Annotated in this window: 19 protein-coding genes; 13 read left to right on the forward strand and 6 right to left on the reverse strand. The window is 70.5% G+C overall.

The features are described from left to right. Nucleotides 1–29: 29 nt before the first annotated feature. Nucleotides 30–1,061 carry a LacI family DNA-binding transcriptional regulator gene (locus tag KV097_RS03005; protein ID WP_220365040.1) on the reverse strand — a complete coding sequence of 344 codons (1,032 nt, stop codon included), beginning with the start codon at nt 1,059–1,061 and terminating at the stop codon, nt 30–32. A 138-nt stretch (nt 1,062–1,199) separates the two neighbouring features. Here KV097_RS03005 and KV097_RS03010 point away from each other — a divergent pair, with 138 nt between their 5' ends. Genes KV097_RS03010 through KV097_RS03050 form a run of 9 tightly spaced genes read left to right on the forward strand, consistent with a single transcriptional unit; the run spans nt 1,200 to nt 10,242 of the window. Then, nucleotides 1,200–2,423, forward strand: a complete 1,224-nt coding sequence (locus KV097_RS03010; protein ID WP_220345217.1) for an amino acid ABC transporter substrate-binding protein — start codon at nt 1,200–1,202, stop codon at nt 2,421–2,423. Between the two features lie 7 nt (nt 2,424–2,430). Beyond that, entirely contained in the window at nt 2,431–3,315 is an 885-nt protein-coding gene (locus KV097_RS03015) for a branched-chain amino acid ABC transporter permease (RefSeq protein WP_220341858.1), read from the forward strand. Beyond that, on the forward strand, nt 3,299–4,399 hold the full coding sequence (locus tag KV097_RS03020; protein ID WP_255559067.1) for a branched-chain amino acid ABC transporter permease: 1,101 nt from the start codon (nt 3,299–3,301) through the stop codon (nt 4,397–4,399). Before KV097_RS03015 ends, KV097_RS03020 begins: the two co-directional genes overlap by 17 nt. Further along, nucleotides 4,396–5,151: an ABC transporter ATP-binding protein gene (locus KV097_RS03025; protein WP_220365041.1), complete on the forward strand. Its 756-nt coding sequence runs from the start codon at nt 4,396–4,398 to the stop codon at nt 5,149–5,151. The genes KV097_RS03020 and KV097_RS03025 overlap by 4 nt, the downstream gene beginning before the upstream one ends. Next, complete coding sequence (locus KV097_RS03030) at nt 5,144–5,923, forward strand: ABC transporter ATP-binding protein (RefSeq protein WP_220341856.1); 780 nt, start codon at nt 5,144–5,146, stop codon at nt 5,921–5,923. The genes KV097_RS03025 and KV097_RS03030 overlap by 8 nt, the downstream gene beginning before the upstream one ends. Nucleotides 5,924–5,928: 5 nt before the next feature. Beyond that, a complete protein-coding gene (locus KV097_RS03035; RefSeq protein ID WP_220365042.1) occupies nt 5,929–7,077 on the forward strand; it encodes a Gfo/Idh/MocA family protein in 1,149 nt (382 codons plus the stop codon). Further along, entirely contained in the window at nt 7,074–8,243 is a 1,170-nt protein-coding gene (locus KV097_RS03040) for a dihydrodipicolinate synthase family protein (RefSeq protein WP_220365043.1), read from the forward strand. The genes KV097_RS03035 and KV097_RS03040 overlap by 4 nt, the downstream gene beginning before the upstream one ends. Further along, on the forward strand, nt 8,240–9,136 hold the full coding sequence (locus tag KV097_RS03045) for a sugar phosphate isomerase/epimerase (protein ID WP_220365044.1): 897 nt from the start codon (nt 8,240–8,242) through the stop codon (nt 9,134–9,136). The genes KV097_RS03040 and KV097_RS03045 overlap by 4 nt, the downstream gene beginning before the upstream one ends. Further along, entirely contained in the window at nt 9,133–10,242 is a 1,110-nt protein-coding gene (locus KV097_RS03050; RefSeq protein WP_220365045.1) for a glycerate kinase, read from the forward strand. The genes KV097_RS03045 and KV097_RS03050 overlap by 4 nt, the downstream gene beginning before the upstream one ends. Nucleotides 10,243–10,267: 25 nt before the next feature. Here KV097_RS03050 and KV097_RS03055 read toward each other — a convergent pair whose 3' ends face one another. Beyond that, on the reverse strand, nt 10,268–10,765 hold the full coding sequence (locus KV097_RS03055; RefSeq protein WP_220365046.1) for a DUF2505 domain-containing protein: 498 nt from the start codon (nt 10,763–10,765) through the stop codon (nt 10,268–10,270). Nucleotides 10,766–10,850: 85 nt separating this feature from the next. Between KV097_RS03055 and KV097_RS03060 the strand changes: the two genes are divergently transcribed. Continuing rightward, on the forward strand, nt 10,851–15,626 hold the full coding sequence (locus KV097_RS03060; protein WP_255559068.1) for an NAD-glutamate dehydrogenase: 4,776 nt from the start codon (nt 10,851–10,853) through the stop codon (nt 15,624–15,626). A 57-nt stretch (nt 15,627–15,683) separates the two neighbouring features. On the opposite strand, the gene KV097_RS03065 is transcribed toward KV097_RS03060, so the two are convergent. Genes KV097_RS03065 through KV097_RS03080 form a run of 4 tightly spaced genes read right to left on the reverse strand, consistent with a single transcriptional unit; the run spans nt 15,684 to nt 20,521 of the window. Next, nucleotides 15,684–18,023: a hypothetical protein gene (locus KV097_RS03065; protein ID WP_220365047.1), complete on the reverse strand. Its 2,340-nt coding sequence runs from the start codon at nt 18,021–18,023 to the stop codon at nt 15,684–15,686. A gap of 45 nt (nt 18,024–18,068) precedes the next feature. Continuing rightward, on the reverse strand, nt 18,069–18,827 hold the full coding sequence (locus KV097_RS03070; protein ID WP_220341849.1) for an amino acid ABC transporter ATP-binding protein: 759 nt from the start codon (nt 18,825–18,827) through the stop codon (nt 18,069–18,071). Continuing rightward, the gene (locus KV097_RS03075) at nt 18,827–19,648 is read right to left on the reverse strand and encodes an amino acid ABC transporter permease (RefSeq protein ID WP_220345211.1); all 822 of its coding nucleotides are present in this window, start codon (nt 19,646–19,648) and stop codon (nt 18,827–18,829) included. Before KV097_RS03075 ends, KV097_RS03070 begins: the two co-directional genes overlap by 1 nt. Nucleotides 19,649–19,690: 42 nt before the next feature. After that, complete coding sequence (locus tag KV097_RS03080) at nt 19,691–20,521, reverse strand: transporter substrate-binding domain-containing protein (RefSeq protein WP_220345210.1); 831 nt, start codon at nt 20,519–20,521, stop codon at nt 19,691–19,693. Nucleotides 20,522–20,721: 200 nt separating this feature from the next. Between KV097_RS03080 and KV097_RS03085 the strand changes: the two genes are divergently transcribed. From KV097_RS03085 to KV097_RS03095, 3 genes are all read left to right on the forward strand, one after another. Continuing rightward, nucleotides 20,722–21,642, forward strand: coding sequence for an NAD(P)H-binding protein (locus KV097_RS03085; RefSeq protein WP_220365048.1), 921 nt, complete (start codon nt 20,722–20,724; stop codon nt 21,640–21,642). Further along, entirely contained in the window at nt 21,639–22,400 is a 762-nt protein-coding gene (locus tag KV097_RS19635; protein ID WP_220345208.1) for a CPBP family intramembrane glutamic endopeptidase, read from the forward strand. Before KV097_RS03085 ends, KV097_RS19635 begins: the two co-directional genes overlap by 4 nt. 124 nt (nt 22,401–22,524) lie before the next feature. After that, nucleotides 22,525–25,515 carry a M14 family metallopeptidase gene (locus tag KV097_RS03095; protein ID WP_220365049.1) on the forward strand — a complete coding sequence of 997 codons (2,991 nt, stop codon included), beginning with the start codon at nt 22,525–22,527 and terminating at the stop codon, nt 25,513–25,515. Nucleotides 25,516–25,571: the final 56 nt, after the last annotated feature.

Genomic DNA, 25,571 nt, shown 5'->3' on the forward strand with positions numbered 1-25,571 from the left:
AGGGCGGCGGTCGACCCGCCGCCCTCCCGTCATGCCCGCGCCGGACCGGTCGAGCTCCGGACCATCAGCTCGTGGCCGGTGTGGCGACGTCGAGGGCGTGACGACGGATCCTTGAGCGCCATCTCGAGCGCCGCTGCTCCCATGTCGGTCATCGGCAGGCGTACCGTCGTCAGGCTCGGGGCGAGGTCGGCCGCGACCGAGACGTCGTCGAACCCGGCCACCGACATCTCCGACGGTACGGCGACGCCGCGGGTGCGCAGGACGGCGAGGACCCCGATGGCCATCGCGTCGTTGAGGGCGATGATCGCGGTTGTCTCAGGGTGCTGCGTGACGATCTGCTCGGCGGCGTACGCGCCTCCGTCACGGGTGAACTCGGCCTCGACCAGGGAAAGCTCATCGAGCTCGATGCCGTTCTCGGCGAGGGCGCGCTCGATCCCCGCGAGGCGGTCCACCACGGTGGTGAGGTTCACGGTGCCGGCGGCGATCGCGATCCGGCGGTGCCCCAGGCCGACCAGGTGCCCGGCGAGTGCAGCCCCCGCGTCCTCGTTGTCGGGGAGCACGGCGTCGGCGCGCAGGGCGTGCCGGCCGATCACGGCGACACGGCCGCCATTGGCCTGGAAGGCGGCAAGCTCGCGCTCGGCAGCGGCCTCGACTCCGTCACCGACGTAGCCGGAACCGGCGACGATGATGGCCCGCACGTTGTTCGCGATCAGGCTGCGGATCTGGCGGAGCTCGTTCTCCGGGTCGCGTGCGGAGTGGCAGATCTGGACCGTGATGCCCTTGTCGTAGGCCACCGAGATGACGCCTGCGGCGATCTCGGAGAAGTACGGGTCGTCGATCTGGTGCACGATCAGCCCGACCACCGACGCCGACCCGCCCGCGAGGGAGCGTGCGTGAGCGTTGACGACGTACCCGAGGGCGTCGGCGACCTGGTGGACCCGCTCGGCCACGCCCGGACTCACGCCCTCGCGGCCGGCCAGTGCCCGCGAGGCGGTCGCGAGCGACACTCCCGCGCGCTCTGCCACGTCGACGAGCCGCGGCGCGGATCGAACTCTCGCCATCCGGATGTCCCCCTCAGAAACGACCAGTGCTGTGACTCTTGCCACACGCGTTCACCCATGTCTATCCTACGAAAGCGCTTACGAAAGCGCTTACGGCGGCCCCCCGGGACACGCGGACCTCGAATCGTAGGAGCGTCAATGTCGACGAAGACAACGAGCATCATCCGAATCGGCGCCTTGCTCGGCGCCGCGACCCTCGCGCTCACGGCCTGCGGCGGGGATGGAGACTCCGGCGGCGACGAGGACGGCCCGATCACCATCGGCGTCTCGCTCCCTCTCACCGGTGACTTCGCCGAGCCCGGCAAGGGCGTCCAGCGCGGGTACGAGGCCTGGGCCGCCGACGTCAACGACGCCGGTGGACTCCTCGGGCGCAAGGTCGAGCTCAAGATCCTCGACGACCAGTCGAATGCCGACCGCGTCGTCGCGGACTACGAGTCCCTGATCGCGCAGGACGAGGTCGACCTCGTGTTCGGTCCGTTCTCCACCCGCCTCGTCGTGCCCGCGGCCCGCGTCGCCGACGAGTACGGGATGCTGTTCGTCGAGCCCGCCGGCGCGGCGCCCGAGGTGTTCGAGCAGGGATTCGACAACCTCTTCTACGCGGCCCCTGCCGTCGCGGACGACCACTACAACTACCTGGCGGAGTGGATCGAGGCCCTGCCTGCGGACAAGCGGCCCAAGACCGCGGCGTACGCGGCGATGGACGACCCCTTCGCGATGGGCACCGCGTACGGCCTCAAGGACAAGATGGAGGCCGCGGGCGTCAAGACCGTCGTCGACGAGAAGTATCCGCCGAACACCACCGACTTCAGCAGCATCGCGGCCAAGATCGAGAGCTCCAACGCCGACATGGTCGTCGGGGGCACGCAGTACCAGGACGCGGTCAACCTGATCGTGGCCCTGCAGCAGCTCGACTACCAGCCCAAGCTGGCCGCGTTCTCGACCGCGCCGACGAATCCCGAGTTCCCCGAGGCGATCGGTGCGAAGACGGAGGGCATCCTGTCGCCCACCGGTTACACGGAGCAGGCGGCGATCCCCACCAACAAGGAGTTCGTCGCGAGCTACACCGAGCGCAACGGCACCCCGCCCGGCGAGGACGAGGCCAACGCCTACACCACCGGCCAGGTCGTGGCTGCCGCCGTCGAGGCGGTCGGCTGCGCGGAGCAGGGCGACTGCCAGAAGGAGCTCATCGACTGGCTCCGTGACAACGAGGTCGACACGGTGGTCGGACCGTTGAGCTGGGACGAGGCGGGCAGGCCCCAGGGCGCCCACATGATCCAGCAGTACGTCGACGGCCAGATCAAGATCGTCCTCCCCGAGGACGTCAAGGAAGCCGACATCGTCTTCCCGAAGCCGGCCTGGTGACGTCCTGATGGATGGCGCCCTCATCTTCCAGAGCCTGGTGCTCGGTGTGCTGCTGGGAGGGCTCTACGCCCTCCTGGCGGCCGGGCTCACGCTCTACTTCGGGATCATGCGTGTGGTGATGATCGCGCACTCGGCGTTCCTCATCCTCGCTGCCTACCTCGCGTGGTACTTCCACCGGGAGACCGGCATCGACCCGCTGTTCTCCCTCTTCATCACCGTCCCGCTGTTCTTCGGTGTCGGCGTGCTCATGCAGCGGCTGCTCGTGGCCCGGCTCCGCCCGGTCACGCTCACGATGATGTCGGTCCTGCTGACGTTCGCGATCGCCCTCACGATCGAGGGCCTGCTCGGGTTCGCGTTCTCGGGCACCCAGCGCCGGATCCAGCTCGACTACAGCGGTGCGAGCCTCGAGCTCTTCGGTGCCCGCTTCGCGGTCGTCAAGCTGATCACGTTCGGGCTCGCCGTCGCCTCGCTCGCCGCGCTGTACGTGATCATGAAGCACACCCGCTTCGGCCAGTCGCTGCGCGCGACCATCCAGCACAGGGACGCCGCCCAGCTGGTCGGCATCAAGACCGACCGGGTCGCCGGCTACGGCTTCGGCCTCGGTCTGGCCACGGCGGCGATCGGCGGCACGGCGCTGTCGCTCGACGCCACCATCTACCCGTCGTTGCACTGGCACTGGATCGGCCCGCTGATGGCGATCATCGTGGTCGGCGGGCTGGGGAGCATCCCCGGGGCCGCGATCGCCGCGATGGTGCTCGGGATCGGCCAGAGCCTGCTGCAGATCCCGATGGGCACGACGTGGGCGCAGACCATCTTCTACGTGGCGCTCTTCGCCACGCTGATGCTGCGTCCGCAAGGATTCTTCGGAGGTCGTCTTGCCCAGCGTTTCTAAGCCCAGCGCTTCTAAGGCCGACGCTTCTCGGGCCCGTGTCTCTCGGACCCTCGTCGCCAAGGCCCTCGCGTTCGCCGCGTGCGCCACGGCGCTGCTGACCTTCCCGGGATGGGCGGCCAACCCCTACATCCTGTCGGCCGGCATCGTCGTGCTCAGCTATGCGGTCCTCTCGACCTCCTGGAACTTCGTCGGTGGCTTCACCGGCTACATCTCGCTCGGCCACGCCGCGTTCTTCGGGCTCGGCGCGTACGGGACGGCACTGCTGATCACCCGGCTCGAGATGCCGAGCTTCGTCGCGTGGGCGCTGGCCGGGGTCGGAGTCGCTCTCTTCGCCGTCCCGGTCGGCTGGGCAGCGCTGCGGGTGCGGGGCGCGTCGTTCGTGATCGTGTCGATCGCGCTCGTGCTGATCATGCTCCTGGTCTTCCAGAGCTGGAGCTCGCTGACCGGTGGCTCCAACGGCCTCGTGGTCCCGCGACCGTTCCCCGACATGCTCCGGCCGCAGCACCACGAGACGTTCTTCTACCTCTTCGTGGCGCTCCTCGCGGTCACGCTCCTCGCCTGGTGGCTGATCGACCGCAGCCGGTTCGGCATGGGCCTGAAGGCGATCCGCGAGGACGAGGACAAGGCGGAGGCGCTCGGCGTCCCGACCTACGCCTACAAGCTCGTCGTCTACGTCGTGTCGGCGTTCTTCACCGCGCTCGGGGGCGGCATGTACGCGCTGTGGTTCGGCGACCTCGACCCGGTGTTCCAGTTCTCGATCCTGATCGGCTCGTACATGGTGCTCATGGCGCTGCTCGGCGGCGTCCGTCAGCTGTACGGCCCGCTCCTCGGGGCGCTCATCGTCGGCACCGCGCTGGAGTACTTCAAGCTCGAGTTCGGGGACACGCAGTTCCACCTCGTCGCCACGGGGCTCCTCCTGGCCGTCGTGGTCCTCTTCATGCCCGACGGGATCATCCCCGCCGGCATGAAGCTCGTCGACCGCTTCACGCCGGAGCGCAGCTCGATCCGGGAGATGACCGCCGCGGAGCTGCTCGAGCGGGACGACGACGAGCGGCCGTACCCCCGAGAGAAGGCGACGCGATGACCACCACTGCCGCACCTCCCCGCGAGAGCCTCGCCACGGTCTCGCTCAGCAAGGCGTTCGGAGGCGTCAAGGCCGTCGACGACGCCACCGTCACGTTCCACGAGGGCAAGGTGAACGCCCTCATCGGTCCCAACGGGTCCGGCAAGACGACGTTCTTCAACTGCGTCACGGGCATGATCCGACCGGACTCGGGGGCGGTGACCTACCGCGGGAGCGACGTCACCGGCCGTTCGCCGCACCGGATCGCCCGCGCCGGGATCGGACGCAGCTTCCAGCTGTGCCGGATCTTCCCCCGCATGACCGTCCTCGAGAACGTCCTGGTCGCCCACCGCACCCACGGGCTCCGTTCGTTGCTCAAGGGCGCGCGCGACACCGACGAGATCGAGCGGGCCCGGCACTGGCTGCGGCGGGTCGGCATCGACCACCTCGAGCACTCCGAGGCCGCCGACGTCTCGTACGGCCAGCAGAAGCTCCTCGAGCTCGCCGGCGTCCTGATGGCCGAGCCGGACCTGATCATGCTCGACGAGCCGGCGGGCGGGGTGAACCCGGCGCTGATCGGCCGGATCGGCACCCTCATCCGCGAGCTCAACGCGGAGGGGCGGACGTTCGTCGTCGTCGAGCACAACATGGAGATGGTGATGAGCCTGAGCGACCACGTCATCGTGTTCGACCGCGGTCGGCCGATCGCCGAGGGACCTCCCTCCCAGATCCAGTCCGATCCTCGTGTGCTGGAGGCGTATCTCGGTGTCTGACTACCTGCTGGAGCTCCATGACATCGAGGCCGGGTACGGGCGAGCAGCGCTCGTCCTCCGCGGCCTCACCGTGAAGGTGCCCGCCGGTTCGGTGGTGTGCCTGGTCGGCCCCAACGGTGCCGGCAAGTCGACCGTGCTCAAGGTCGCGAGCGGTCTGCTCGCGCCGAGGTCGGGCTCGATCGTCGTCGACGGCGAGGACGTCACCGGCAGAGGTCCGCAGCAGATGCTGGCCTCCGGTCTGGCGCATGTCCTCCAGGGGCACAGCGTGTTCCGGGAGATGACGGTCGAGGAGAACGTCATGCTGGGCGCGTTCACCGTGCGCGACAAGGCCACGGTCGCCGAGCGCGTCGCCTTCGTCCGGTCGCTCTTCCCAATCGTCGGTGAGCGCTGGAAGCAGCTCGCCGGCCTGCTCTCGGGCGGGCAGCAGAAGCAGGTCGAGTTCGCGCGCTCACTGATGGTGAGCCCGAAGGTGGTGCTGCTCGACGAGCCGTCGATGGGTCTCGACCCCAAGACGACCGCCACCGTGTTCGACCAGGTGGCGCGCATGCGCGACGCGGGGATCGCTGTCCTCCTCGTCGAGCAGAACGCTCGCCGTGCGCTCGAGACGGCCGACGTCGGCTGCGTGCTCGACCTCGGCCGGGTCCACATCTCGGGCCCTGCGCCGGAGCTGCTCGCGGATCCGCAGCTGAGCGCGCTCTACCTCGGCGGACGACCGAGCGATCCTGCTCCGGCGGCGTCCGTCCCGACCACGAATCCCTCCAGGAACAGGTGAAGCCGATGGCATCGCAGAACGTCCGCATCATCATGAACGGCGTCACCGGCCGGATGGGATATCGGCAGCACCTCCTCCGGTCGATCCTCTCGATCCGGGATGAGGGCGGAGTCGAGCTGCCCGACGGCGGCCGTCTCCAGGTCGAGCCGGTCCTCGTCGGCCGTAGCGCCGACAAGCTCGCCGAGCTGGCGGACCGGCACGGCATCGCGGAGTGGACGGTGGACGTCGACGAGGCGCTGGCCGACCAGAGTGCCCCGATCTACTTCGACGCGCTCGTCACGTCAGAGCGCAAGAAGTCGCTGCTGAAGGCGATCACGGCCGGCAAGGCGATTTACACTGAGAAGCCGATCGCGCAGACGGTGGGCGAAGGGGTGGAGATCGCCCGCGCCGCCGACGCCGCCGGGGTCCTGAACGGTGTCGTCCACGACAAGCTCTATCTGCCGGGCCTGCTCAAGCTCCGGCGACTGGTCGACGCGGGCTACTTCGGTCGGATCCTGTCGGTCCGCGGGGAGTTCGGCTACTGGGTGTTCGAGGGCGACCTGATCGCGGCGCAGCGGCCGAGCTGGAACTACCGGGCCGAGGACGGCGGCGGCATGGTCCTCGACATGTACTGCCACTGGAACTACGTGCTCGAGAACATCCTCGGACGCGTCCGCTCGGTGACCACGCGGGCCGTCACGCACATCCCGCAGCGGTGGGACGAGAAGGGCGAGCCGTACGAGGCGACCGCGGACGACGCGGCGTACGGGATCTTCGAGCTCGAGGGCGGGATCATCGCCCAGATCAACTCCTCGTGGGCGGTCCGCGTGCACCGAGACGAGCTCGTGGAGTTCCAGGTCGACGGCACCGACGGCTCGGCTGTCGCCGGGCTGTTCGGCTGCAAGGTGCAGTCGCGGGTGCAGACGCCGAAGCCGGTGTGGAACCCCGACCTCCCCACCGACGAGGTCTTCCGTGACCAGTGGGCCGACGTGCCCGACAACGAGGAGTTCGCGAACGGCTTCCGCGCGCAGTGGGAGGAGTTCCTCCTGGACTGGCACGCGGGACGTCCGCACCGCCACGACCTGTGGTCGGGCGTCCGCGGGCTTCAGCTCGTCGACGCGGCCCTCGAGTCGTCGCAGGCAGGTCGTACGGTCGACGTCGCGGAGATCGCATGACGGCCACACGCGACACCGTGGCTCTCCCGCGGGCCGACGGCAGCTGGCAGGGGGTCGAGCTCCGGGCGCCGCGGGCGTGGCCGGAGCACCCGGCGCCGTACCGCAGCCGCGCGGTCTTCGCAGCGGCGCACGTCGTCGCCGACCCGTACGGCGACAACGTCCCGGGGGCCCCCGCCGCGATCGACTGGGAGTCCACGCTCGCGTTCCGGCGGCACCTCTTCCGGTACGGGATGGGTGTCGCCGAGGCGATGGACACCGCGCAGCGCAACATGGGACTCGACTGGCCGGCGGTCGTCGAGCTGGTCACCCGCAGCGCTGAGCAGGCGCACGAGGCCGGTGCGCGGATCGCCTCCGGGGCCGGCACCGACCACCGCAGCGTCCTCCGGACGCTCGGCGAGGTCACCGACGCCTATCTGGAGCAGGTCGCGGCCATCGAGAGGGCCGGGTCACAGGTGATCGTCATGGCCTCGCGCCACCTGGCCGCGGTCGCGCGCTCGCCCGAGGACTACCTGACCGTGTACGACGTCGTGCTTCGTCAGGTCGGCGGACCGGTGATCCTGCACTGGCTCGGTGAGGCGTTCGACCCGCAGCTCGCCGGATACTGGGGATCGAGCGACGTCGACGCGGCGACGGCGACGTTCGTGCAGCTCGTCACCGACCACGCCGATCGCATCGACGGAGTCAAGGTGTCGCTCCTGTCCGCCGACCACGAGGTCGCGCTGAGGTCGGCGCTCCCGGAGGGAGTGCGCCTCTACACCGGTGACGACTTCCACTACCCCGAGCTGATCCGCGGTGACGGAACCCACCACTCCGACGCCCTCCTTGGCGCCTTCGCGGCCGTCGCGCCGGCGGCGTCCGCGGCTTTGAGCGCCCTCGACGACGGCGACCTCGCGACGTACGACGCCGAGATGGCCTCGACGCTCGCGCTGTCACGGCACCTCTTCAGCAACCCGACGTACTACTACAAGACGGGGATCGCGTTCCTGGCGTGGCTCTCGGGTCACCAGCCCGGGTTCTCGATGGTCTCCGGCCTGCAGTCGGCCCGCAGCGTCGTCCATCTCGCTGAGGTGTTCGCGCTGGCCAACGAGGCTCGGCTGCTCCCCGACCCCGACCTCGCCGCGTACCGCCTCAACCTGCTGCTCGAGACCGCCGGAGCTCGTCGATGACGGCGTTCCTCGACGTACCGAGCGGGCGGGCCGCGCGGTTCGACACCCCGGCTCCGGGTGACCCGCGGCTCGCGCGGCTGTCCCTCAACCAGCGCACGACGGCGCAGTGGTCCGTGCGTGAGGCTCTGGACGGGGCCCGGTCCGCCGGCCTCGGCGCCGTCGGGCTGTGGCGGGAGCCGGTGGCCGACGTCGGGCTCGCGACCGTCGCCCGCTGGGTCGCCGACAGCGGCTTGCGGGTGTCGTCGCTGTGCCGCGGGGGCTTCTTCACCGCCGAGGAGCCGCAGGCGCGCGAGACCGCGCACGCCGACAACGTGGCCGCAGTCGACGAGGCAGCCGCACTGGGAGCCCCGACCCTCGTCCTCGTGCCGGGAGGGCTGCCCGAGGGCAGCAAGGACCTCGCCGGCGCGCGGGAGAGGGCGACCGAGGCGATCGCCCGGCTGGCGCCGTACGCGGGGGAGCGCGGCGTCCGGCTCGGCATCGAGCCGATGAACCCGATCTTCGCGGCTGACCGCGGAGTGGTCTCGTCGCTGCGCCAGGCGCTCGACATCGCCGAGGAGCACCCGGTGGAGCAGGTCGGTGTCGTCGTCGACACCTACCACCTCTGGTGGGAGCCCGGCGTCACCGAGCAGATCGAGCGCGCCGGGGACCGGATCGTCTCCTATCAGGTGTGCGACTGGATCACCCCGGTCCCGGCCGACAACCTCCTGGGGCGCGGGATGATGGGCGACGGACACGTCGACTTCGCGGCGTTCACGCGGGCCGTCGCCGCTGCTGGCTACGCCGGAGACGTGGAGGTGGAGATCTTCAACGCCGACGTCTGGGCCGCCGACGGTGACGAGGTCGTCGCGACCACGGTGCGCCGCTACGTCGAGCTCGTCGAGCCGTACCTGTGACACGAGTCGTCGTCGCACCCGACAAGTTCAAGGGCTCGCTCGACGCTGCCGGTGTCGCGGCAGCACTGGCACGGGGGATGCGACGGTCGGACGTGGAGGTCGTCGAGCTGCCCGTTGCCGATGGCGGCGACGGGACCGTGGCGGCCGCGCTGGCAAGCGGCTGGCGGCCCGTGCCGGTCACCGTCGCGGGCCCGACCGGCACGCCGGTGTCGACCACGATCGCGCGTCGGGGCGACCAGGCGGTGGTCGAGATGGCCGACGCCTGCGGGCTGGTGCGCCTCGACGGCCCGCCCGCGCCGATGACGGCGAGCTCGCGTGGCCTCGGCGAGGCCGTCGCGGCGGCGATCGCCGACGGCGCGTCCCAGGTCGTCGTCGGCATCGGCGGCAGCGCCTCCACCGACGGCGGCGCGGGGATGCTCAGTGCGCTCGGTGCGCGCCTGCTCGACAGCGAGGGGGCCCTCGTGCCCGAGGGTGGGGTCGGATTGGCCGAGGTGGCGTCGGTCGATCTCGACGGTCTCCGGCTCGGCGGGACCACCCTCGTGGTCGCCTGCGACGTCGACAACCCGCTGACCGGCCCGCACGGTGCTGCCGCCGTCTACGCGCCGCAGAAGGGCGCGCGCCCGGGGCAGATCGAGCTGCTCGACCGGGGCCTCTCCCGGTGGGCCGACGTCGTGGCATCGGTCACGGGACGGGACCTGCGCCAGGTGCCCGGCGCGGGCGCCGCGGGTGGTGTGGGCTTCGCCGCGCTGTCGGTCCTGGGTGCGGAGACCCGCTCGGGGGCGGAGCTCGTCCTCGACCTCGTGGGTCTCGACGCCGCTCTGGCCGGTACCGACCTCGTCGTCACGGGGGAGGGGTCGTTCGACGAGCAGACGCTGCGCGGCAAGGCCCCCGCCGTCGTGGCGGCGAGGGCCGCGCGCCAGGGCGTTCCCGTGGTCGTGGTCTGCGGTCGGACGACGCTGTCCGAGACGCAGGCTCGGCAGGCAGGATTCGCGGGCGTCCACGCGCTCCAGGAGCTCGAGGCCGACCTCGAACGCTGCATCGCCGAGGCGCCCGCTCTGCTTCAGCGCGCCGGGGCCGCGGCGATCGCCGCGTGGATCGGTGTCTGAGAGACCGGTGACGCGCGACCGCGGGTCAGGCCTCGGCGGCGATCCTCGCCCGGCCCTGAGAGGACTCCACGCGCAGGGCCGCCGTGATGGCCTTCGCGACCTCGGGCTCGATCCTGCGGCCGATCAGCGGGATCGCGACCTTGACGTCGCCCTCCACGACGAGCTCCGACCCGTCGGGGGTCGCCCGGATGGCCGTGGTCCCGTTCATCGTCGCCGGCTGGCCCTTGATCGTGAGACGGACCGTCCCGCGACGGGCGCCGTCGGCAGCGGGGGGTCCCCACTCCTCGACCTGGCGCACCTCGACCGTCTCGCCGGTCAGCTTCTTGACGAAGTCGGGCATCTCCGCCGGCATGGTCCGATCGATGCGGACCCGGACCTGATCGCCGTCGTCGTCCACCGTCACCTCGTACGCCAGGGCGTGGATCTTCTCGCAGACCTGCGCGCGGAAGTCGTCGTCGCGGATGATCGCGAAGACCTGGTCGGGGGTGGCGCCGGGGTACTCGGAGATCTCGTGCAGCTTCATCGGGCCATCATGGCAGGCGGCCTCTCGAAGGCAGGGAAGTAGTGTGCAGAGAGTCACAACGATGTGAACCCGAAGGAGTTGGATCTTGTCCGTCGAGGAAGGCGAGCTGTCCGCCGACGTCGCCAAGGTGCTGGTCGAGGCCTACTACCAGCACGTCCCGTCTGCCGAGCGGGAGGAACGGTCGCTCGACGCCCTGCGCGGCGCCGTCCTCAGCCATGCCGAGCTGGCGCGTGTCCGTGAGCCCGGCGAGACGTTGCTGCGCGTCTGGGAGCCGACCGTCGACGAGGACGGGTGGGACGCGCGAGGACGCCTGGTCCTGCAGGTGGTGACCGACGACCGGGCCTTCCTGGTCGACTCCACCATCGCCTACCTGTCCACGGCCGGGTTCGGGGTGGACTGGCTGGTCCACCCTCAGCTCGACGTGGTGCGTGACGAGGACGGAGAGCTGGTCTCGGCCCGTGTGGCCGGATCGACCGGCGAGCCGCACGCGACCCGTGAGTCGTGGATGTACTTCGAGATCGACCACCGAGGCCGGGCTGAGGCGGCCGAGGCGATCGCCGAGGGTGTGCGCCGCGTCCTCGAGGACGTCGCGCTGGTCAACGACGACTGGGCTCCCATGCGCTCCCGGGCGCTGGAGATCGTCGCCGAGCTCCGGTCCGACCCGCCGGCGGGGATCGTGGCCGACGAGTCCGCAGAGGCGGCGCAGCTGCTCGCCTGGCTCGCCGACGACAACTTCACCTTCCTCGGCTACCGGGAATACGACCTCGAGGGTGACGTCGGCGAGGAGCGTCTGCGGACCGTCCCGACGAGCGGGCTCGGGATCCTGCGTGGCGGGCGCAAGGACACGGCCTCGCGGAGCCCGCTGCCCACGCGCTCGCGCGCGCGTGCGCGCGACAAGACGGTCCTCGTCATCACGAAGGCCAACTCGCGCTCGACCGTGCACCGCAACAGCTACCTGGACTACATCGGCATCAAGTCGTTCGACGCCTCCGGTGAGGTGGTGGGTGAGCGACGGTTCCTCGGGCTGTTCGCGTCCTCGGCCTACACCGGGAGCATCACCCGCATCCCGATCCTCGACCGCAAGGTGGAGCAGGTGATCTCGGGCCTCGGCTATGACGCCGACAGCCACGCGGCGAAGGAGATCCTCGACCTTCTCGAGACCTACCCCCGTGACGAGCTCTTCCAGACACCGGTCGATGGGTTGGCCGAGATCGCCGAGGCCCTGATCCACCTGCAGGAGCGCCGGCACGTCCAGCTCTTCGTCCGTCGCGATTCGTACGACCGGTTCCTGTCGTGCCTGGTCTATCTGCCGCGTGACCGCTACACGACCGGTGCACGGCTCACGATCGAGAAGATGGTCGCAGCCCGGGTCGGTGGGGACCCGATGATCGACTACAGCGTCTGGGTGAGCGAGTCACAGCTGGCCCGGGTCCATCTCGTCGTACGCCCGAGGCCGGGGGCGACGCTCGGCAAGGTGGAGCCCGCCGAGCTCCAGACCGAGATCGCGGAGGCGGTGCGCTCGTGGAGCGACGCCGTCGGTGAGGCGATGGAGGTCCGCTTCGGCAAGGCGGCCGCGACCGCGCAGCTGGCCGACTTTCGCGGCGCGTTCCCGGCCGGCTACAAGGAGGACATCAGCGCTGCGAGCGCGGTCGACGACATCCTCTCCGCGCGAGCGCTCCTCGACGGTGACGACCGCGTCAGGCTCACCGTGGAGCCCGACCCCGCCGTCGACGACGAGCACGCGCTGCGTCTGCGTCTCTACACCCGGGAGCCTGCGGCACTGACCGACGTTCTCCCCGTCTTCGCCTCGCACGGCGTCGACATCATCGACGAACGGCCCTACCGTCTCGCCACTCCGGAGCCGGTCTGGGTCTACTGGTTCCGCGCGCGCTCGCGCACGGTCGCCGACGACGACGGTCTGAGGCGGTTGACCGACGGGTTCGTCGCCTGCTGGGAGGACCGGGCGGAGGTCGACGGCTTCAACAGGCTCGTTCTCGCCGCGGAGCTCGAGTGGCGTCAGGTCGTGGTCCTGCGGGCGTACGCGCGCTACCTGCAGCAGGCCGGGACGCCGTTCAGCCTGGAGTCGCTGCAGAACGTCCTCCTGGCCGAGACCGACGTCGTCCGCCAGATCGTCGCCCTGTTCGAGACCCGGTTCGACCCCGCGATCGACGACGCCGACCGGGAGCGGCTCACCGAGGACGTCGAGAGCGACCTGCGCAAGCGGCTCGAGGCCGTCGAAGGGCTCGACGCCGACCGCGTCCTGCGGTCGTACCGGACGTTGGTCCGAGCCACCGCACGCACCAGCTACTACCAGCGGGACGCCGACGGCCGCCCGCGGTCGTACGTCTCGTTCAAGCTCGCGCCACGTGAGATCCCGGACCTCCCCGAGCCGCGACCCGCGCACGAGATCTTCTGCTACTCACCGCGTGTCGAGGGCGTGCACCTGCGCTTCGGTGCGGTCGCCCGCGGCGGTCTGCGCTGGTCTGACCGCCGCGACGACTTCCGTACAGAGGTCCTGGGGCTGGTCAAGGCGCAGATGGTCAAGAACGCGGTCATCGTCCCGGTCGGGGCCAAGGGCGGCTTCTACTGCAAGCGGCTGCCGGATGTGAGCGACCGCGAGGCGTGGATGGCGGAGGGCATCGCCTCGTACAAGACGTTCATCTCCTCGATGCTGGACCTGACCGACAACCGGGTGGGCGACCGTGCCGTGCCCCCTCCGGACGTGGTGCGGCACGACGGCGACGACACCTACCTGGTCGTCGCCGCCGACAAGGGCACCGCGACGTTCTCCGACATCGCGAACCAGATCTCGGCCGACTACGGCTACTGGCTGGGGGACGCCTTCGCCTCCGGCGGTTCCGTGGGCTATGACCACAAAGCGATGGGGATCACCGCTCGCGGGGCGTGGGTGTCGGTGCAGCGCCACTTCCGTGAGATGGGCGTGGACTGTCAGCGCGAGGACTTCACCTGCGTCGGCATCGGCGACATGTCGGGGGACGTCTTCGGCAACGGCATGCTCCTGTCGGAGCACACCCGCCTGGTGGCGGCGTTCGACCACCGGCACATCTTCATCGATCCCGATCCCGACGCAGCACGGTCCTACGTCGAGCGCCAGCGGCTCTTCGCGATGCCCCGCTCGAGCTGGGCGGACTACGACCAGGACCTGATCTCCGAGGGTGGAGGAGTGTTCCCCCGCGCCGCCAAGTCGGTGCCGGTGAGCCCGCAGATGCGCGTGGTCCTCGGCATCGAGGAAGACGTGGCCAGCCTGAGTCCGCCGGAGCTGCTGCGGGCCATCCTGAAGGCGCCGGTCGACCTGCTGTGGAACGGCGGGATCGGGACCTACGTGAAGGCGTCGACGGAGTCGCACGCCGACGTCGGCGACAAAGCCAACAACACTCTCCGTGTCAACGGCAACGAGCTGCGCTGCAAGTGCGTGGGCGAGGGCGGCAACCTGGGGCTCACCCAGCGCGGCCGCATCGAGTACGCGCTGACCGGTGGCCGGATCAACACCGACTTCATCGACAACTCCGCCGGCGTCGACACCAGCGACCACGAGGTCAACATCAAGGTCCTGCTCAACCAGGCCGCTGCTCGGGGCGAGCTCTCGTCGGAGGAGCGCGACTCGTTGCTCGCCTCCATGACCGACGAGGTCGGACGGCTCGTCCTCCGCGACAACTACGAGCAGAACGTGTCGCTCGCGGGCTCGGTCGACGCCGCGGTGAGCCTCCTGCACGCTCACGCGAGCTGGATGACGCGGCTGGAGCGGGCCGGCTACCTCGACAGGGCTCTGGAGTACCTGCCCAACGAGAAGCAGATCGCCGACCGGCGCGCGCAAGGTGTCGGTCTGACGGCTCCGGAGCTCGCGGTGCTGCTGGCGTACACCAAGATCGTGCTCGAGGCGGAGCTGCTCTCGTCCGACATCGCCGACGACCCGTACTACCGAGCCCACCTGTTCCGCTACTTCCCGACGCCGCTCCAGCACGCCTATCGCGGCGACATGGCCGAGCACCCGCTGCGTCGCGAGATCGTGGTCACGGCGATCGTCAACGAGATGGTGAACCGTGGTGGTGTCTCGTACTTCCACCGGCTCTCGGGCGAGACCGGGGTGTCAGCCGACCAGCTCGCTCGCGCGCGGTCGATCGCTGCGGAGATCTGCGGCGAGGGTGCCCTGATCGAACGGGTCGCCGACCTCGACAACCAGGTGCCGGCCGACGTCCAGGAGCAGATGCGAGGTGCGCTCCAGGCGCTCGTCGAGCGGATGTCCCGATGGCTGGTGAACCACCGGCGGTTCGACGACGTGGAGGGGAGCGTCGACTACTTCGGGACGACGGTGCAGCACCTGCTGCGTGACCTCCCGCAGCTCCTGGTCGGGCGCGAGCACGCCAGGTGGCGCGATCGGGCCGACAAGCTCGAGAAGGCGGGGGTCGCCACGCACGACGCCGAGGCGTTCGCTGCGCTCGGACCCGCGTACGGCGCGATCGAGATGGCCGACATCGCCCTCTCGACCGGTGTCGATGCCTCGACCGTCGCCCGGGTGTTCGCCGAGCTCGGTGAACAGCTCGGTCTGGACCGGCTCTCGCACCGCATCCAGGCGCTGCCGCGCGACGACCGTTGGCGGTCGATGGCGCGTGCCGCGCTGCGTGACGACCTGCTGGGCGTCCAGGGGCAGCTTGTCCGCAAGGTGCTCGCGACGACGGACGACGCGCTGTCTCCGCACGACCGCGTAGACGCATGGGGCACGTCCGAGGCCGTGACCCTGAAGCGGGCCGAGGAGACCCTCGAGGAGATCTGGGGAGAGGACACTCCCGACCTCGCCCGGCTCTCCGTGGGGCTCCGGGTCGTCCGGACCCTCCTGACTTGAGCGCCGCGAACAGGGCCGGCACCTCCGCGCGGAGGTGCCGGCCCTGTTCTCTGAGAGTCAGCGCTGCTGGTCGGGCGGGGTGTCGCCCCGCGGACGCAGGGGGAAGACCTGCGCGTCGCCCGAGTCGTCGAGCGTGCCCGCGGCCCCGTTGACGCTGGGGTGGCTCGGACCCTCGGTCGGGTCGTACGCGAGGTCGTAGGCGGTCGGTACGCGAGGGCTCCGCGGGTCCCGCGAGCGTCGAGCTCGGCGGCGAGCGAGGACGTCGTCCTCGTTGTCGGGCAGATCGTGGACGAAGGGCCGATCATCGCGCCCGTCGATGTCGGGATCGTGGTCCCGGCCGATCTCCCGCGGTTCGGGCGGCTCGTTCACCGACTCCGCGAGCGCCGAAGCAGCGAACGGTCCAGGCCCCGGTCCACCGAAGGTGTCGAAGCGGATCGCGGGGTACTCGGTTGTCGGGAGCTCGTCCTCGTCCGGCGCCGGCAGGCCGTGGACGGCGTGCGGGCCGGCGGGGGGTGCAGCCGGGTCGGTCGGACGGGGCTCGTCGACGATGGCGGGCATGTCCCACTGCGTCTCTTCCTGCGCCCGCGCGAGCCGGTACGCCGCGTCGACGTCGGCGATGCCGGCGAAGGGGTTGGTGGGCGGCAAGGTGCCGTTCAGGCCCAACGAGAAGCGTGGAGAAGGCGGCGGCTCGCGGTGGTCGTCACCCTCCGGCGCGGCGCCCAGCGCATCGCCACGGCGCGGGTGGTCGGCGGGAGGGGCGACGAGGTCGTCGTCGGGGCCTCTGACCGGCACGTCTGCGCGCCGGCGGCCGCCGACCGGCCGAGACCGCTCGTCGTCGAACGCCGAGCGCCCCGCCGGCTCGTCCTCGTCGTGCTCGCCTTGCTCGCTGTGGAGGGCCTGCTCGTCGCGGGCGGCGGTCTCGTCGTGGAGGTCCTGCTCGTCCTCCTCGTTCGGCTCGCCCTCGTTGCGGAGGTCCGCCTCGTCCTGGAGGTCCTGCTCGTCGGGCTCGTCGCGGACGTGGGTCTCGTCGTGGACGTCGCGGACGTGGGTCTCGTCGTGGACGTCGCGGACGTCGGTCTCGTCGTGGAGATCCTGCACGTCCGGCTCGTCCTGGGCCGAGCGAGCCAGCCCGGCTGCGTCGTCGTCCACCTCAGACTCCAGCCTGACGGGCGCCGCCTCGACGGGCTCGACAGCAGGCTCCTGGGCGGCCGACTCGACGACGACGCTTCTCTCCCCGTCGAGGCCGAGGCCGAGGTCGACGTCGTCGTGCGTCGGGAGTTCGGAGGACGGCGACTGCTCCGCAAGGCGACGCCGGCGGGCGAGCTCGACGGGCGCGACGACCTCACCCTCGATGAACGTTTCATCCTCCAGCTCCAGCTCCAGGTCCGCTTCCGCCTCGACGGGCGAGTCGACGGGCTCGGGCTCCGGTTCCGGCTCGGCCGCGACCTGCGGCTCAGGCTCCGGTTCGGCCGCGACCTGCGGCTCAGGCTCCGGTTCGGGTTCCGGCTCGGCCACGGCCTGCTGCTCCGGCACCGGTGCAGGCTCGGGCAGGACCTTCTGCTCAGCCGCCACCTCGACCTGGTCAACCTCGATCTCTGCCTGCTGCTGAGCCTGAGCGACCATCCGCTCGGCCTCGTCCGCGATGCGTGCGGCCTCCGCGGACGCCCGCATCGCCAGTGCGGCGACGAGCTCGCCCTCGTCAGGACGCACGAGCTCGAGGCGGCGCTCGACCTCGGGCCGCAGCGCGGGGGCCACGGTCTCGGTGTAACGGCCGTCGAGGTAGGAAGGCTGCTCCACCGTGGACGTCTGCCGCTCGTCCTCGCGCAGGAGCTTCTCCGCGAACGCCCTCAGCTCGGTGTCGGGGTCGAGGACGTGGGGGATCTCGGGGTCGAGGAGGCGCCCGTCCTCGGGTTCGAGGTGGCCGATCTGGAGGTTGCGGCGCTCCTCGAGGACGGCGAGCTCTTCCTTGGCGAGGTCGAGCTGCTCGCGCAGCCGCTCGACGTACGACGCAAGCGCCGCGACCACGCCGGCGGCGTCGGCGACGGCCCGCTCGGTCGTGAGCTGCCGCTCCAGCGCCGTACGGGCGAGGCCGTCGAAGACCGCCGCGCCACTCATGTTGCCTTCGACCCGCAGCTCAGCCGCGTGATAGGCAGCGGTCGCCGCGTGGACGCCCCAGTCGTCGGCGGTCTGCCGGTCCTCCGCACGGTCGTGCTCGGTCAACCGCTTGGCCGCCACCGCGACGGCGAGAGCGTCCTCCGCCTCGGTGATCGTCGTCGCGAACGCGCGCCCGAGCGCGAGGAACAGCTGCTCGGGGTCAGCGGAGTCGTCGATCAGCGTCTGGACGTCGGCCTGCGCGAGTGCGGTGACCCGGCCGAGGACGGACTGCTTCTCAGCCATGACGAGATCCTCCGGTCAGTCGTGGGGACTCCGACTATCCCTCAATCAGCTCGGAGTCACGTGCGTGGGGTCCAGGACGCGGCGGAGGAACTCCTTGGTCCGCGCCTCCTTCGGGCTGCCGATCACCTGCTCGGGGATGCCCTGCTCGACGATCACCCCGCCGTCCATGAAGACGACCCGGTCGGCGACCTCGCGGGCGAACGCCATCTCGTGGGTCACGACGAGCATCGTCATCCCCTCCTCGGCGAGCGTGCGCATGACCGTGAGCACCTCACCGACGAGCTCGGGGTCGAGCGCCGAGGTGGGCTCGTCGAAGAGCATCAGGTTGGGCTCCATCGACAGGGCGCGCGCGATCGCGACGCGCTGCTGCTGACCGCCCGAGAGCTTGGCCGGGTAGGCGTCGTGCTTGTCGGTCAGTCCGACGCGGTCGAGGTTCTTCTCAGCGATCCGGCGAGCGTCCTTCTTGCCCCGCTTGAGCACGGTCTGCTGGGCGACCATGCAGTTGCTGAGGGCGGTGTGGTGGGGGAAGAGGTTGAAGCTCTGGAACACCATGCCGACGTGCCGCCGGGCGGCATCGATGTTGCCGTCGGGGTCGGTCAGGTCCTCGCCCGCGACGAGGACCGTGCCTGCGCTCGGCTGCTCGAGCAGGTTGACGCAGCGCAGGAGCGTGGACTTGCCGGAGCCGGACGGGCCGATGACGCAGACCACCTCGCCGGTGCCGACCGTGAAGTCGATGCCCCGGAGGACGTGGTTGTCGCCGAACGACTTGTGCAGGTCCTTGATCTCGACGAGGGTCTCGGGCATCAGCGGGCCTTCCCGGCAGAGGCCTCCAGGCGTCGGACGATCACCGACAGCGGGAGGGTGATGATCAGGTACGCGAATCCTGCGACGACGAGCGGCGTGACGTTCGCGTACGTCACCGACATGTCGCGACCGAACTTGGTCAGCTCGGCCTGGTCGGCGGTGAGCCCGATGATGAAGACCAGAGAGGAGTCCTTGACGAGCAGGATGAGCTCGTTGGTCAGCGGCGGAAGCATGGTGCGGAAGGCCTGCGGCAGGACGACCTTGCGCATCGCCTGGCCCGACGTCATACCGAGCGAGCGCGCGGCCTCGGTCTGGCCCTTGGGGACGGCCTGGATCCCGCCGCGGATGGTCTCGGCCATGTAGGCGCTCGCCACGATGCCGAGCGCCAGCCAGACGGTGCCGTACGGGTCGAAGGGGATCCGCAGGGCGGGGAACGCCAGCGGCAGCAGCGAGAAGATGAGGAACACGATCAGCGCCGGAAGCCCGCGGAAGAACTCGATGTAGGCCGTCGAGAGCCAGCGGTACGGGCCGACCTCGCTCAGCCGCATGATGGCGAGGATCGTGCCGACCACCAGCCCGAAGGCGAACGCCCCGACGGTGTAGATCACCGTGTGGAACAGCGCGTCCCACAAGCCGCCGGTGATCGCTTCCTTGATCAGATCGGGCTTGAAGAACGCGTCACCGATCGACTTCCAGTCGGCGAAGAAGATCGCCGCAAGGACGAGCCCGATCAGGACGGCGTACTGGACGAACCGGATCCGCTGAGCCCGCTTGCGCGGGCTCAGCGGACGTCGGGTCGCCACCTTCGTGGGGGTGCTCATCGCTCTCCTGTGAGGTGGTCGGACGTGGTGCGAACGGCGAGATTACTCGCTTGCGGGCGCCTCGCCGAAGTACTTCTTGTAGATCTCCTCGTACTTGCCATCTTCCTCGGCAGCCTTGAGGACCTCGTTGACCTTGTCGATCATTTTCTCGCCGTTGGCGTCCTTCGCGGCGGCGAAGCCGTACTCCTCGCCGGTGTCGAACTCGGTGGCGACGGCGAACTCCGGGTTGTCCTTGACGAAGTCGTAGAGGACACCGTTGTCGTTGATGACGGCGTCGACGCGGCCGGCCTGGAGCCCGGTCACCTCGAGCGAGAGGTCGTCGAACGCAGGCATGGAGTAGCCGAACTTGTCGGCGTTGTCCTCGGCGTAGATCTGGCCGGTGGTGTCGACCTGGACGCCCAGCTTCTTGCCCTTGAGGTCGTCGAGCCCGGTGATGCCGGAGTCGGCCTTGACCAGGAGCGCCTGCGTGGCCTCGAAGTACGGGTCGGAGATCGCGATCGCCTTGGCGCGCTCGTCGGTGATCGTCATGCCGCCCATGCCGACGTCGCACTTGCCGGCCTTGAACGCGGCACCGGACGTGACCTGGTTCCAGTCGACGTCGACGATCTTGGTCTTGAGCCCCATGTCGTCGGCGACCAGCGTCAGAAGGTCGGTGTCGAAGCCGATGATCTCGTCGCCCTCCTCGTACTGGAAGGGCTTGTAGGGCATGTTCGTGCAGATGGTGAGCGTGTCGGCCGAGACCAGCTTGATGCCGTCGACCTCGGCGGCCGAGTCGTCTCCGTCGCCGCCGCAGGCGACCATCGTCACGGTGAGAGCGAGTGCCCCGGCGGCAGCAGCAGCTGCGCGTCCCAGGCGTCGTCCGGTGACCTTCATCGGTGGTGCTCCTTGCGCTTGATGGATCATGCGGAACGGATGGTTCCACACGAACAACACAGAATTGTTACGGCCCGGCGGAATCTCCGAGGCTCGGCGGACGTCGCCGGCGATCCGCCCGGCCTGACGCCGCCCGCCCCGTGACGGATGATCGAGAGAACGCAAGGTCAGACGCAGGGCGATCGGCGACGGGGGACTCGATGCGCGTGCTCGTGACGGGAGCGACGGGATTCATCGGGCGGCGACTTGCGCCCGCCCTCGAGGCGGACGGGCACGAGGTCGTCGCGATGACGCGGAATCCCGACCGGTACGCCGGGGTCGGGCGGGCGGTGTTCGGCGACGTCCACGACGCAGGCTCCCTCGCTGACGTCCTCTCCGACGTGGACGCGGCGTACTACCTCGTCCACTCCCTCGACTCCGACGACTTCGTCCGCCGCGACGCCGACGCGGCGTCCGCGTTCGGAGCGGCTGCCGGTGACGCCGGGCTGCGCCGCATCGTCTACCTCGGCGGGCTCGGGGACGACTCCGACGAGCTCTCGGACCACCTGCGCAGCCGCCGTCAGGTCGAGGGCCTGCTGGCCGGTGGCGGTGTCCCCGTCACGACGTTGCGGGCCGGCATCGTCGTCGGGCACGGCGGCATCTCCTGGGAGATGACGCGCCAGCTCGTCGAGCACCTGCCCGCGATGATCACCCCGCGGTGGGTGAGCACACGGACGCAGCCGACCGCCGTGGACGACGTCGTGCGCTATCTCGTCGGGGTCCTGACCCTGCCCGAGGGCACGGACCGGGCGTACGAGATCGGCGGGCCCGACGTCCTCGCGTACGGGGCGATGATGCGTCGGGTCGCCGAGATCGAGGGACGTCACCCGATCATCGTGCCGGTGCCGCTGCTGAGTCCCGGACTCTCGTCGCGCTGGCTCGCCCTCGTCACCGACGTGGACACCCGCACCGGGCGCTCGCTGGTCGACTCGATGGTCAACGAGGTCGTGGTGCGCGACGACGCGATCCGCCAGGCGGTGCCGTTCGAGCCCCTCTCGTACGACGAGGCCGTCCTGCGCGCGCTCGCCGAGCGTGCCCGCGCCCAGGCCCGCGAGCGGGAGGCGGAGGAGGACCCGACGTGACCGGGGCCCTGCGTGCCGCGGTCGGCGCCGTCCGGGCCAGGACCCGTGCGGTGCTGCCCCGAGGTCTGGGGTACGCCGTTCCGTCCCATGCGCCCGAGCCCGAGGCGGTCGTGCGCCGGCGACGCCGTACGGTCGCGGTCGGCTGTCTGGCCGGGACCGGGATGCTCGGCGTCTCCCTCCAGACCAAGCCCGACTCTCCGCAGTTCTATGCGCTCACGGCGGCGACGGCGGCGACGTGGACAGTCGGTGCGCTGGCGTCCGGACCGCTGCACCAGGGCTGGATCGAGATGCAGGACGGCGTCCGCCGGCGGCCGGTCGTGGTGCCGGTCCTGACCGGGGTCGGTGCCTTCGGCTGCTTCGTGGCCGGGGGACTCGTCGCCCAGCGCGTCCCGGTGCTCGACGCCGCGGTCCGCCGCGTCCTGCGCTTCGCCGAGGAGGGCAGCGCTCCGCTCGTGGTGCTGACGACCCTGGCCAACGGCGCGGCGGAGGAGCTGTTCTTCCGCGGCGCCCTGTACGAGGCGGTGGGGGAGCGGCGCGGCGTGCTGGCGTCGACGCTCGCGTACACCGCTACGACCGCGTCGTCGCGCAACCCCTCGCTCGTGCTCGCCGGTGCCGTCATGGGCACGCTCTTCGGGCTCCAGCGGCGGGCGACCGGCGGCATCCAGGCGCCGATGCTGACCCACCTGACCTGGTCCGCCCTGGTGCTGCGCTATCTGCCGCCGCTCTTTCGCGAGCAGCGTTTCCGCCGGGTTTCGTGATCGCGGCTGGGGTTAACAGGACGTCAAAGGGTTCCCCGCTCGTCGAATCTTGGGCAGGATCGGAACGGTTCCGCCGCCGTGTCGCGTGCGCCACGACGGACCGTCCCCTCCGAGAGGACTCCCAGTGCGAACGTCACGTGTGGTGGGTGTCGTCGCGAGCTTCGCGCTCGCCTCGACGACACTCCTGACGGCACCGTCAGCCGTCGCCGAAGAACTCCCCGTCTCACCGTTCAACCAGCGCTCGGCCAAGGAGCCGACGGCGACCGGGTCGCTGACCGCCAAGGCCGCCCGGAACGCCGCGAGGCGCACGACGGTCGGCGACCCGCTGCCGATGCCGTCGTCGTACCCGACGCAGCCGGACCTGAGGGTGTTCCCCGAGGCCGAGACCGACGCGTCCGACAGCGGCAACCTCGTCCGCTTCGACGACATCGCGCCGACGCTGAACGCGTTGATGGACTCGTCCGACCGCGTCTCCACGCAGGTCGTCGGGCAGTCGACGCAGGGTCGTGACCTCTACCTGGTCACGGTGACGGCTCCGGAGAGCCGGAGCGAGACCAGGCGTCAGACCGCGTGGCGGGAGAAGATCAAGAACGAGCCGAGGGCCGCGGCCCGGGACAAGCGGCTCGAGCGGGACTACAAGACCCCCCTCTGGATCAGCGCCAACATCCACGGCAACGAGTGGGAGGGCACCGACGCGGCCCTGCAGTACATCGAGGAGCTGGCGACCGCCCCGTGGAGCGAGGTGAAGTCCCTCCTCTCGGAGCACCGGCTCTACTTCAGCCTCGCTCTGAACCCTGACGGCCGCACCATCGGGCAGCGGGCGACCGCGCTCAACCTCGACGGCAACCGCGACATGATCACCAACACCACGCCGGAGTCGACCTCGTTCATCCGTACCGCCCAGGCCGTTCAGGCGCTGTACGCCGCCGACTTCCACGGCTACACGAGCGTGCTCCAGATCGAGCCCTGCGGCCCGCCGCACGGTGACGACTACGAGTACGACCTGTTCATCCCGCACGCCTACGCGGCGGCGCTCCAGGTCGAGAAGGACGTCGTCGGGGCCGCGATCCCCGGCAACACCTACTACGACGTGACCACCGGACGGGTCGTCCCGGAGGTCACCGGCCCCGAGAACGCGCACATCAAGATCCCGTACCGCGACACCCCGTCGGGGTGGGACGACTTCCCGCCGGTCTTCACCGCGCAGTACGCCGCCTTCTCCGGCTCGGTGACGGCGACGGTGGAGCTGCCGAAGTCGCGTCCCAACGGCAGCAGCCAGACGCCGGCCAGCGCGGTCGTCAACACGGCGGTGGCGCTGAAGACGATGCAGAGCCTGGTCGACTACGTCGGCACGAACGACGCGGCGATGCTCGACGACCAGATCGAGTTCTTCCGCCGGGCCGACGTCGGAGCCCCGCGTACGGCGCTGACCACGGAGAACATCGCCGACGTCCCGGGTCCGCAGGAGTGGAAGGCGGAGTGGGACGCGGCCGACGACCAGAACGCGGTCTCGTACCCGCGGGCGTTCGTCGTCCCCGTGGGCGAGGGGCAGCGGTCGCTGACCGACGCGCGCACGCTCGTGAGCCGTCTGCAGCTGCACGGCATCGAGGTCGACCGGCTGGCGCGGACGGCCAGGATCGACGGCACGGCGTACCCGGCCGGGTCCTATGTCGTCGACATGCACCAGCCGCTGCGCAACCTGGCTCACGCTCTCCTCGCGCCAGGAACCGACATCTCGGCGAAGTTCCCGAGCATGTACGACATCTCGGCCTGGAGCTGGGGTCTGCTGTGGGGCGCCACGGTGGAGCCCGCCGGCACGACGGGCGAGGGTCGACTGCCTCGGACGGTCCCGGCCGCCGGCGCCGGAGCAGTCGACGGTGACGTCCCGGACCGCGGGTCGTACCTGACCTTCGACCTCGCAGGCGTCAACGACTTCCGGGCGCTCAACGCCCTGCTCGAGGACGGGATCGCCGCCTCACAGCTCGCGGACGGGTCGGCCGTCGTCGGTGCCGACAAGGAGACGTACGCCGCGGTCGAGGAGGTCGCCGAGGAGCTCGACGTCGACTTCGCCGAGGCGTCCGCGTCCGAGGTCGCCCAGCTCCGCACGGGCGCCGCGAAGGGCCTGGAGGACCTGACCGTGGGCTACACGGGGTCCCAGGACGACCTGCTGTCGTTGACCCAGCTCGGGTTCGACGACCTCGTGCCGCTGAGCGCGCCGACGATCACCGCGACTCCCGCGGTGCTCGACGATGTGGACGTGCTCTGGCTCGGGTCGGCGCTGACGTTCAACGCCGGGCAGTCCGCCGGCGCTGCGGCGCTGCAGGCGTACGTCGACGGTGGCGGCAGCATCGTCGGCCGCGGCGCGGGTGCGTTCGACACCGCGAGGAGCGCCGGTCTCGTCACCGGCACCGCAGTCACCGGCAACCGCAACGGCAACGGCATCGTCGCGGTGGACACCGCTGACGACGGGGTCCTGGCGCCGTACGCGCAGCCCTACTCGTTCATCTATCCGGCCACCTGGTTCACCGGGCTGGGGGCGGGGACGACGGTCGAGCAGTCGTACGCGACGGGCAACCCGCTGGTCGCGGGCCACTGGCGCCGAGGTGGTGACACCGGGACGAACCCCGACGGGCCGGAGGATGCCGCGGGTCAGCCCGCGGTGGTGTCGGCGGAGGCGGAGTCGGGTGCGAAGGCGCTCGTCTTCGGGACGTCGGTGTTCTTCCGTACCCACCCCAAGGGCGGTCAGAGCCAGGCCGCGCGCGGCCTGTTCTGGGCGGCACCAGAGGGTGAGGGTGTCGCGGCGCCGGTCGCCACGTCGACCACGCTCGAGGTCGGCCGTTCCCGCCCGGGCTCGGTCGAGCTCGAGGTGTCGGTGACGGCGGACGATCCGGCAGCAGCGGGCACGCCGAGGGGCGTCGTCCAGGTCCGCGAGGGCCGGTCGCTGCTGGGCACGGCACGCGTCCGGCGCGACGGCACGGCAGTGCTGACCCTGCGGGGTCTGCGTCCGGGCACCCACGTGCTCACAGCCTCGTACACGCCGAAGGCAGGGTCGGGCTTCGACGCCTCGGCCTCGGGTCCGGTGACCGTGCAGGTGAAGGCGGGACCGCGAGGCTGATCGTCACGGGGACGGGCCGTCGATCGCGCGAGGATCGGCGGCCCGTTCCCTAGACT

The sequence above is a fragment of the Mumia sp. zg.B17 genome (assembly GCF_019550915.1).
Classification (GTDB): Bacteria; Actinomycetota; Actinomycetes; order Propionibacteriales; family Nocardioidaceae; genus Mumia.

Bases quoted from the DNA above. Each gene is read 5' to 3' on its own strand.
- KV097_RS03005 (WP_220365040.1), bottom strand. From the start codon at position 1,061: ATGGCGAGAGTTCGATCCGCGCCGCGGCTCGTCGACGTGGCAGAGCGC.
- KV097_RS03010 (WP_220345217.1), top strand. From the start codon at position 1,200: ATGTCGACGAAGACAACGAGCATCATCCGAATCGGCGCCTTGCTCGGC.
- KV097_RS03015 (WP_220341858.1), top strand. From the start codon at position 2,431: ATGGATGGCGCCCTCATCTTCCAGAGCCTGGTGCTCGGTGTGCTGCTG.
- KV097_RS03025 (WP_220365041.1), top strand. From the start codon at position 4,396: ATGACCACCACTGCCGCACCTCCCCGCGAGAGCCTCGCCACGGTCTCG.
- KV097_RS03035 (WP_220365042.1), top strand. From the start codon at position 5,929: ATGGCATCGCAGAACGTCCGCATCATCATGAACGGCGTCACCGGCCGG.
- KV097_RS03040 (WP_220365043.1), top strand. From the start codon at position 7,074: ATGACGGCCACACGCGACACCGTGGCTCTCCCGCGGGCCGACGGCAGC.
- KV097_RS03045 (WP_220365044.1), top strand. From the start codon at position 8,240: ATGACGGCGTTCCTCGACGTACCGAGCGGGCGGGCCGCGCGGTTCGAC.
- KV097_RS03055 (WP_220365046.1), bottom strand. From the start codon at position 10,765: ATGAAGCTGCACGAGATCTCCGAGTACCCCGGCGCCACCCCCGACCAG.
- KV097_RS03065 (WP_220365047.1), bottom strand. From the start codon at position 18,023: ATGGCTGAGAAGCAGTCCGTCCTCGGCCGGGTCACCGCACTCGCGCAG.
- KV097_RS03070 (WP_220341849.1), bottom strand. From the start codon at position 18,827: ATGCCCGAGACCCTCGTCGAGATCAAGGACCTGCACAAGTCGTTCGGC.
- KV097_RS03075 (WP_220345211.1), bottom strand. From the start codon at position 19,648: ATGAGCACCCCCACGAAGGTGGCGACCCGACGTCCGCTGAGCCCGCGC.
- KV097_RS03080 (WP_220345210.1), bottom strand. From the start codon at position 20,521: ATGAAGGTCACCGGACGACGCCTGGGACGCGCAGCTGCTGCTGCCGCC.
- KV097_RS03085 (WP_220365048.1), top strand. From the start codon at position 20,722: ATGCGCGTGCTCGTGACGGGAGCGACGGGATTCATCGGGCGGCGACTT.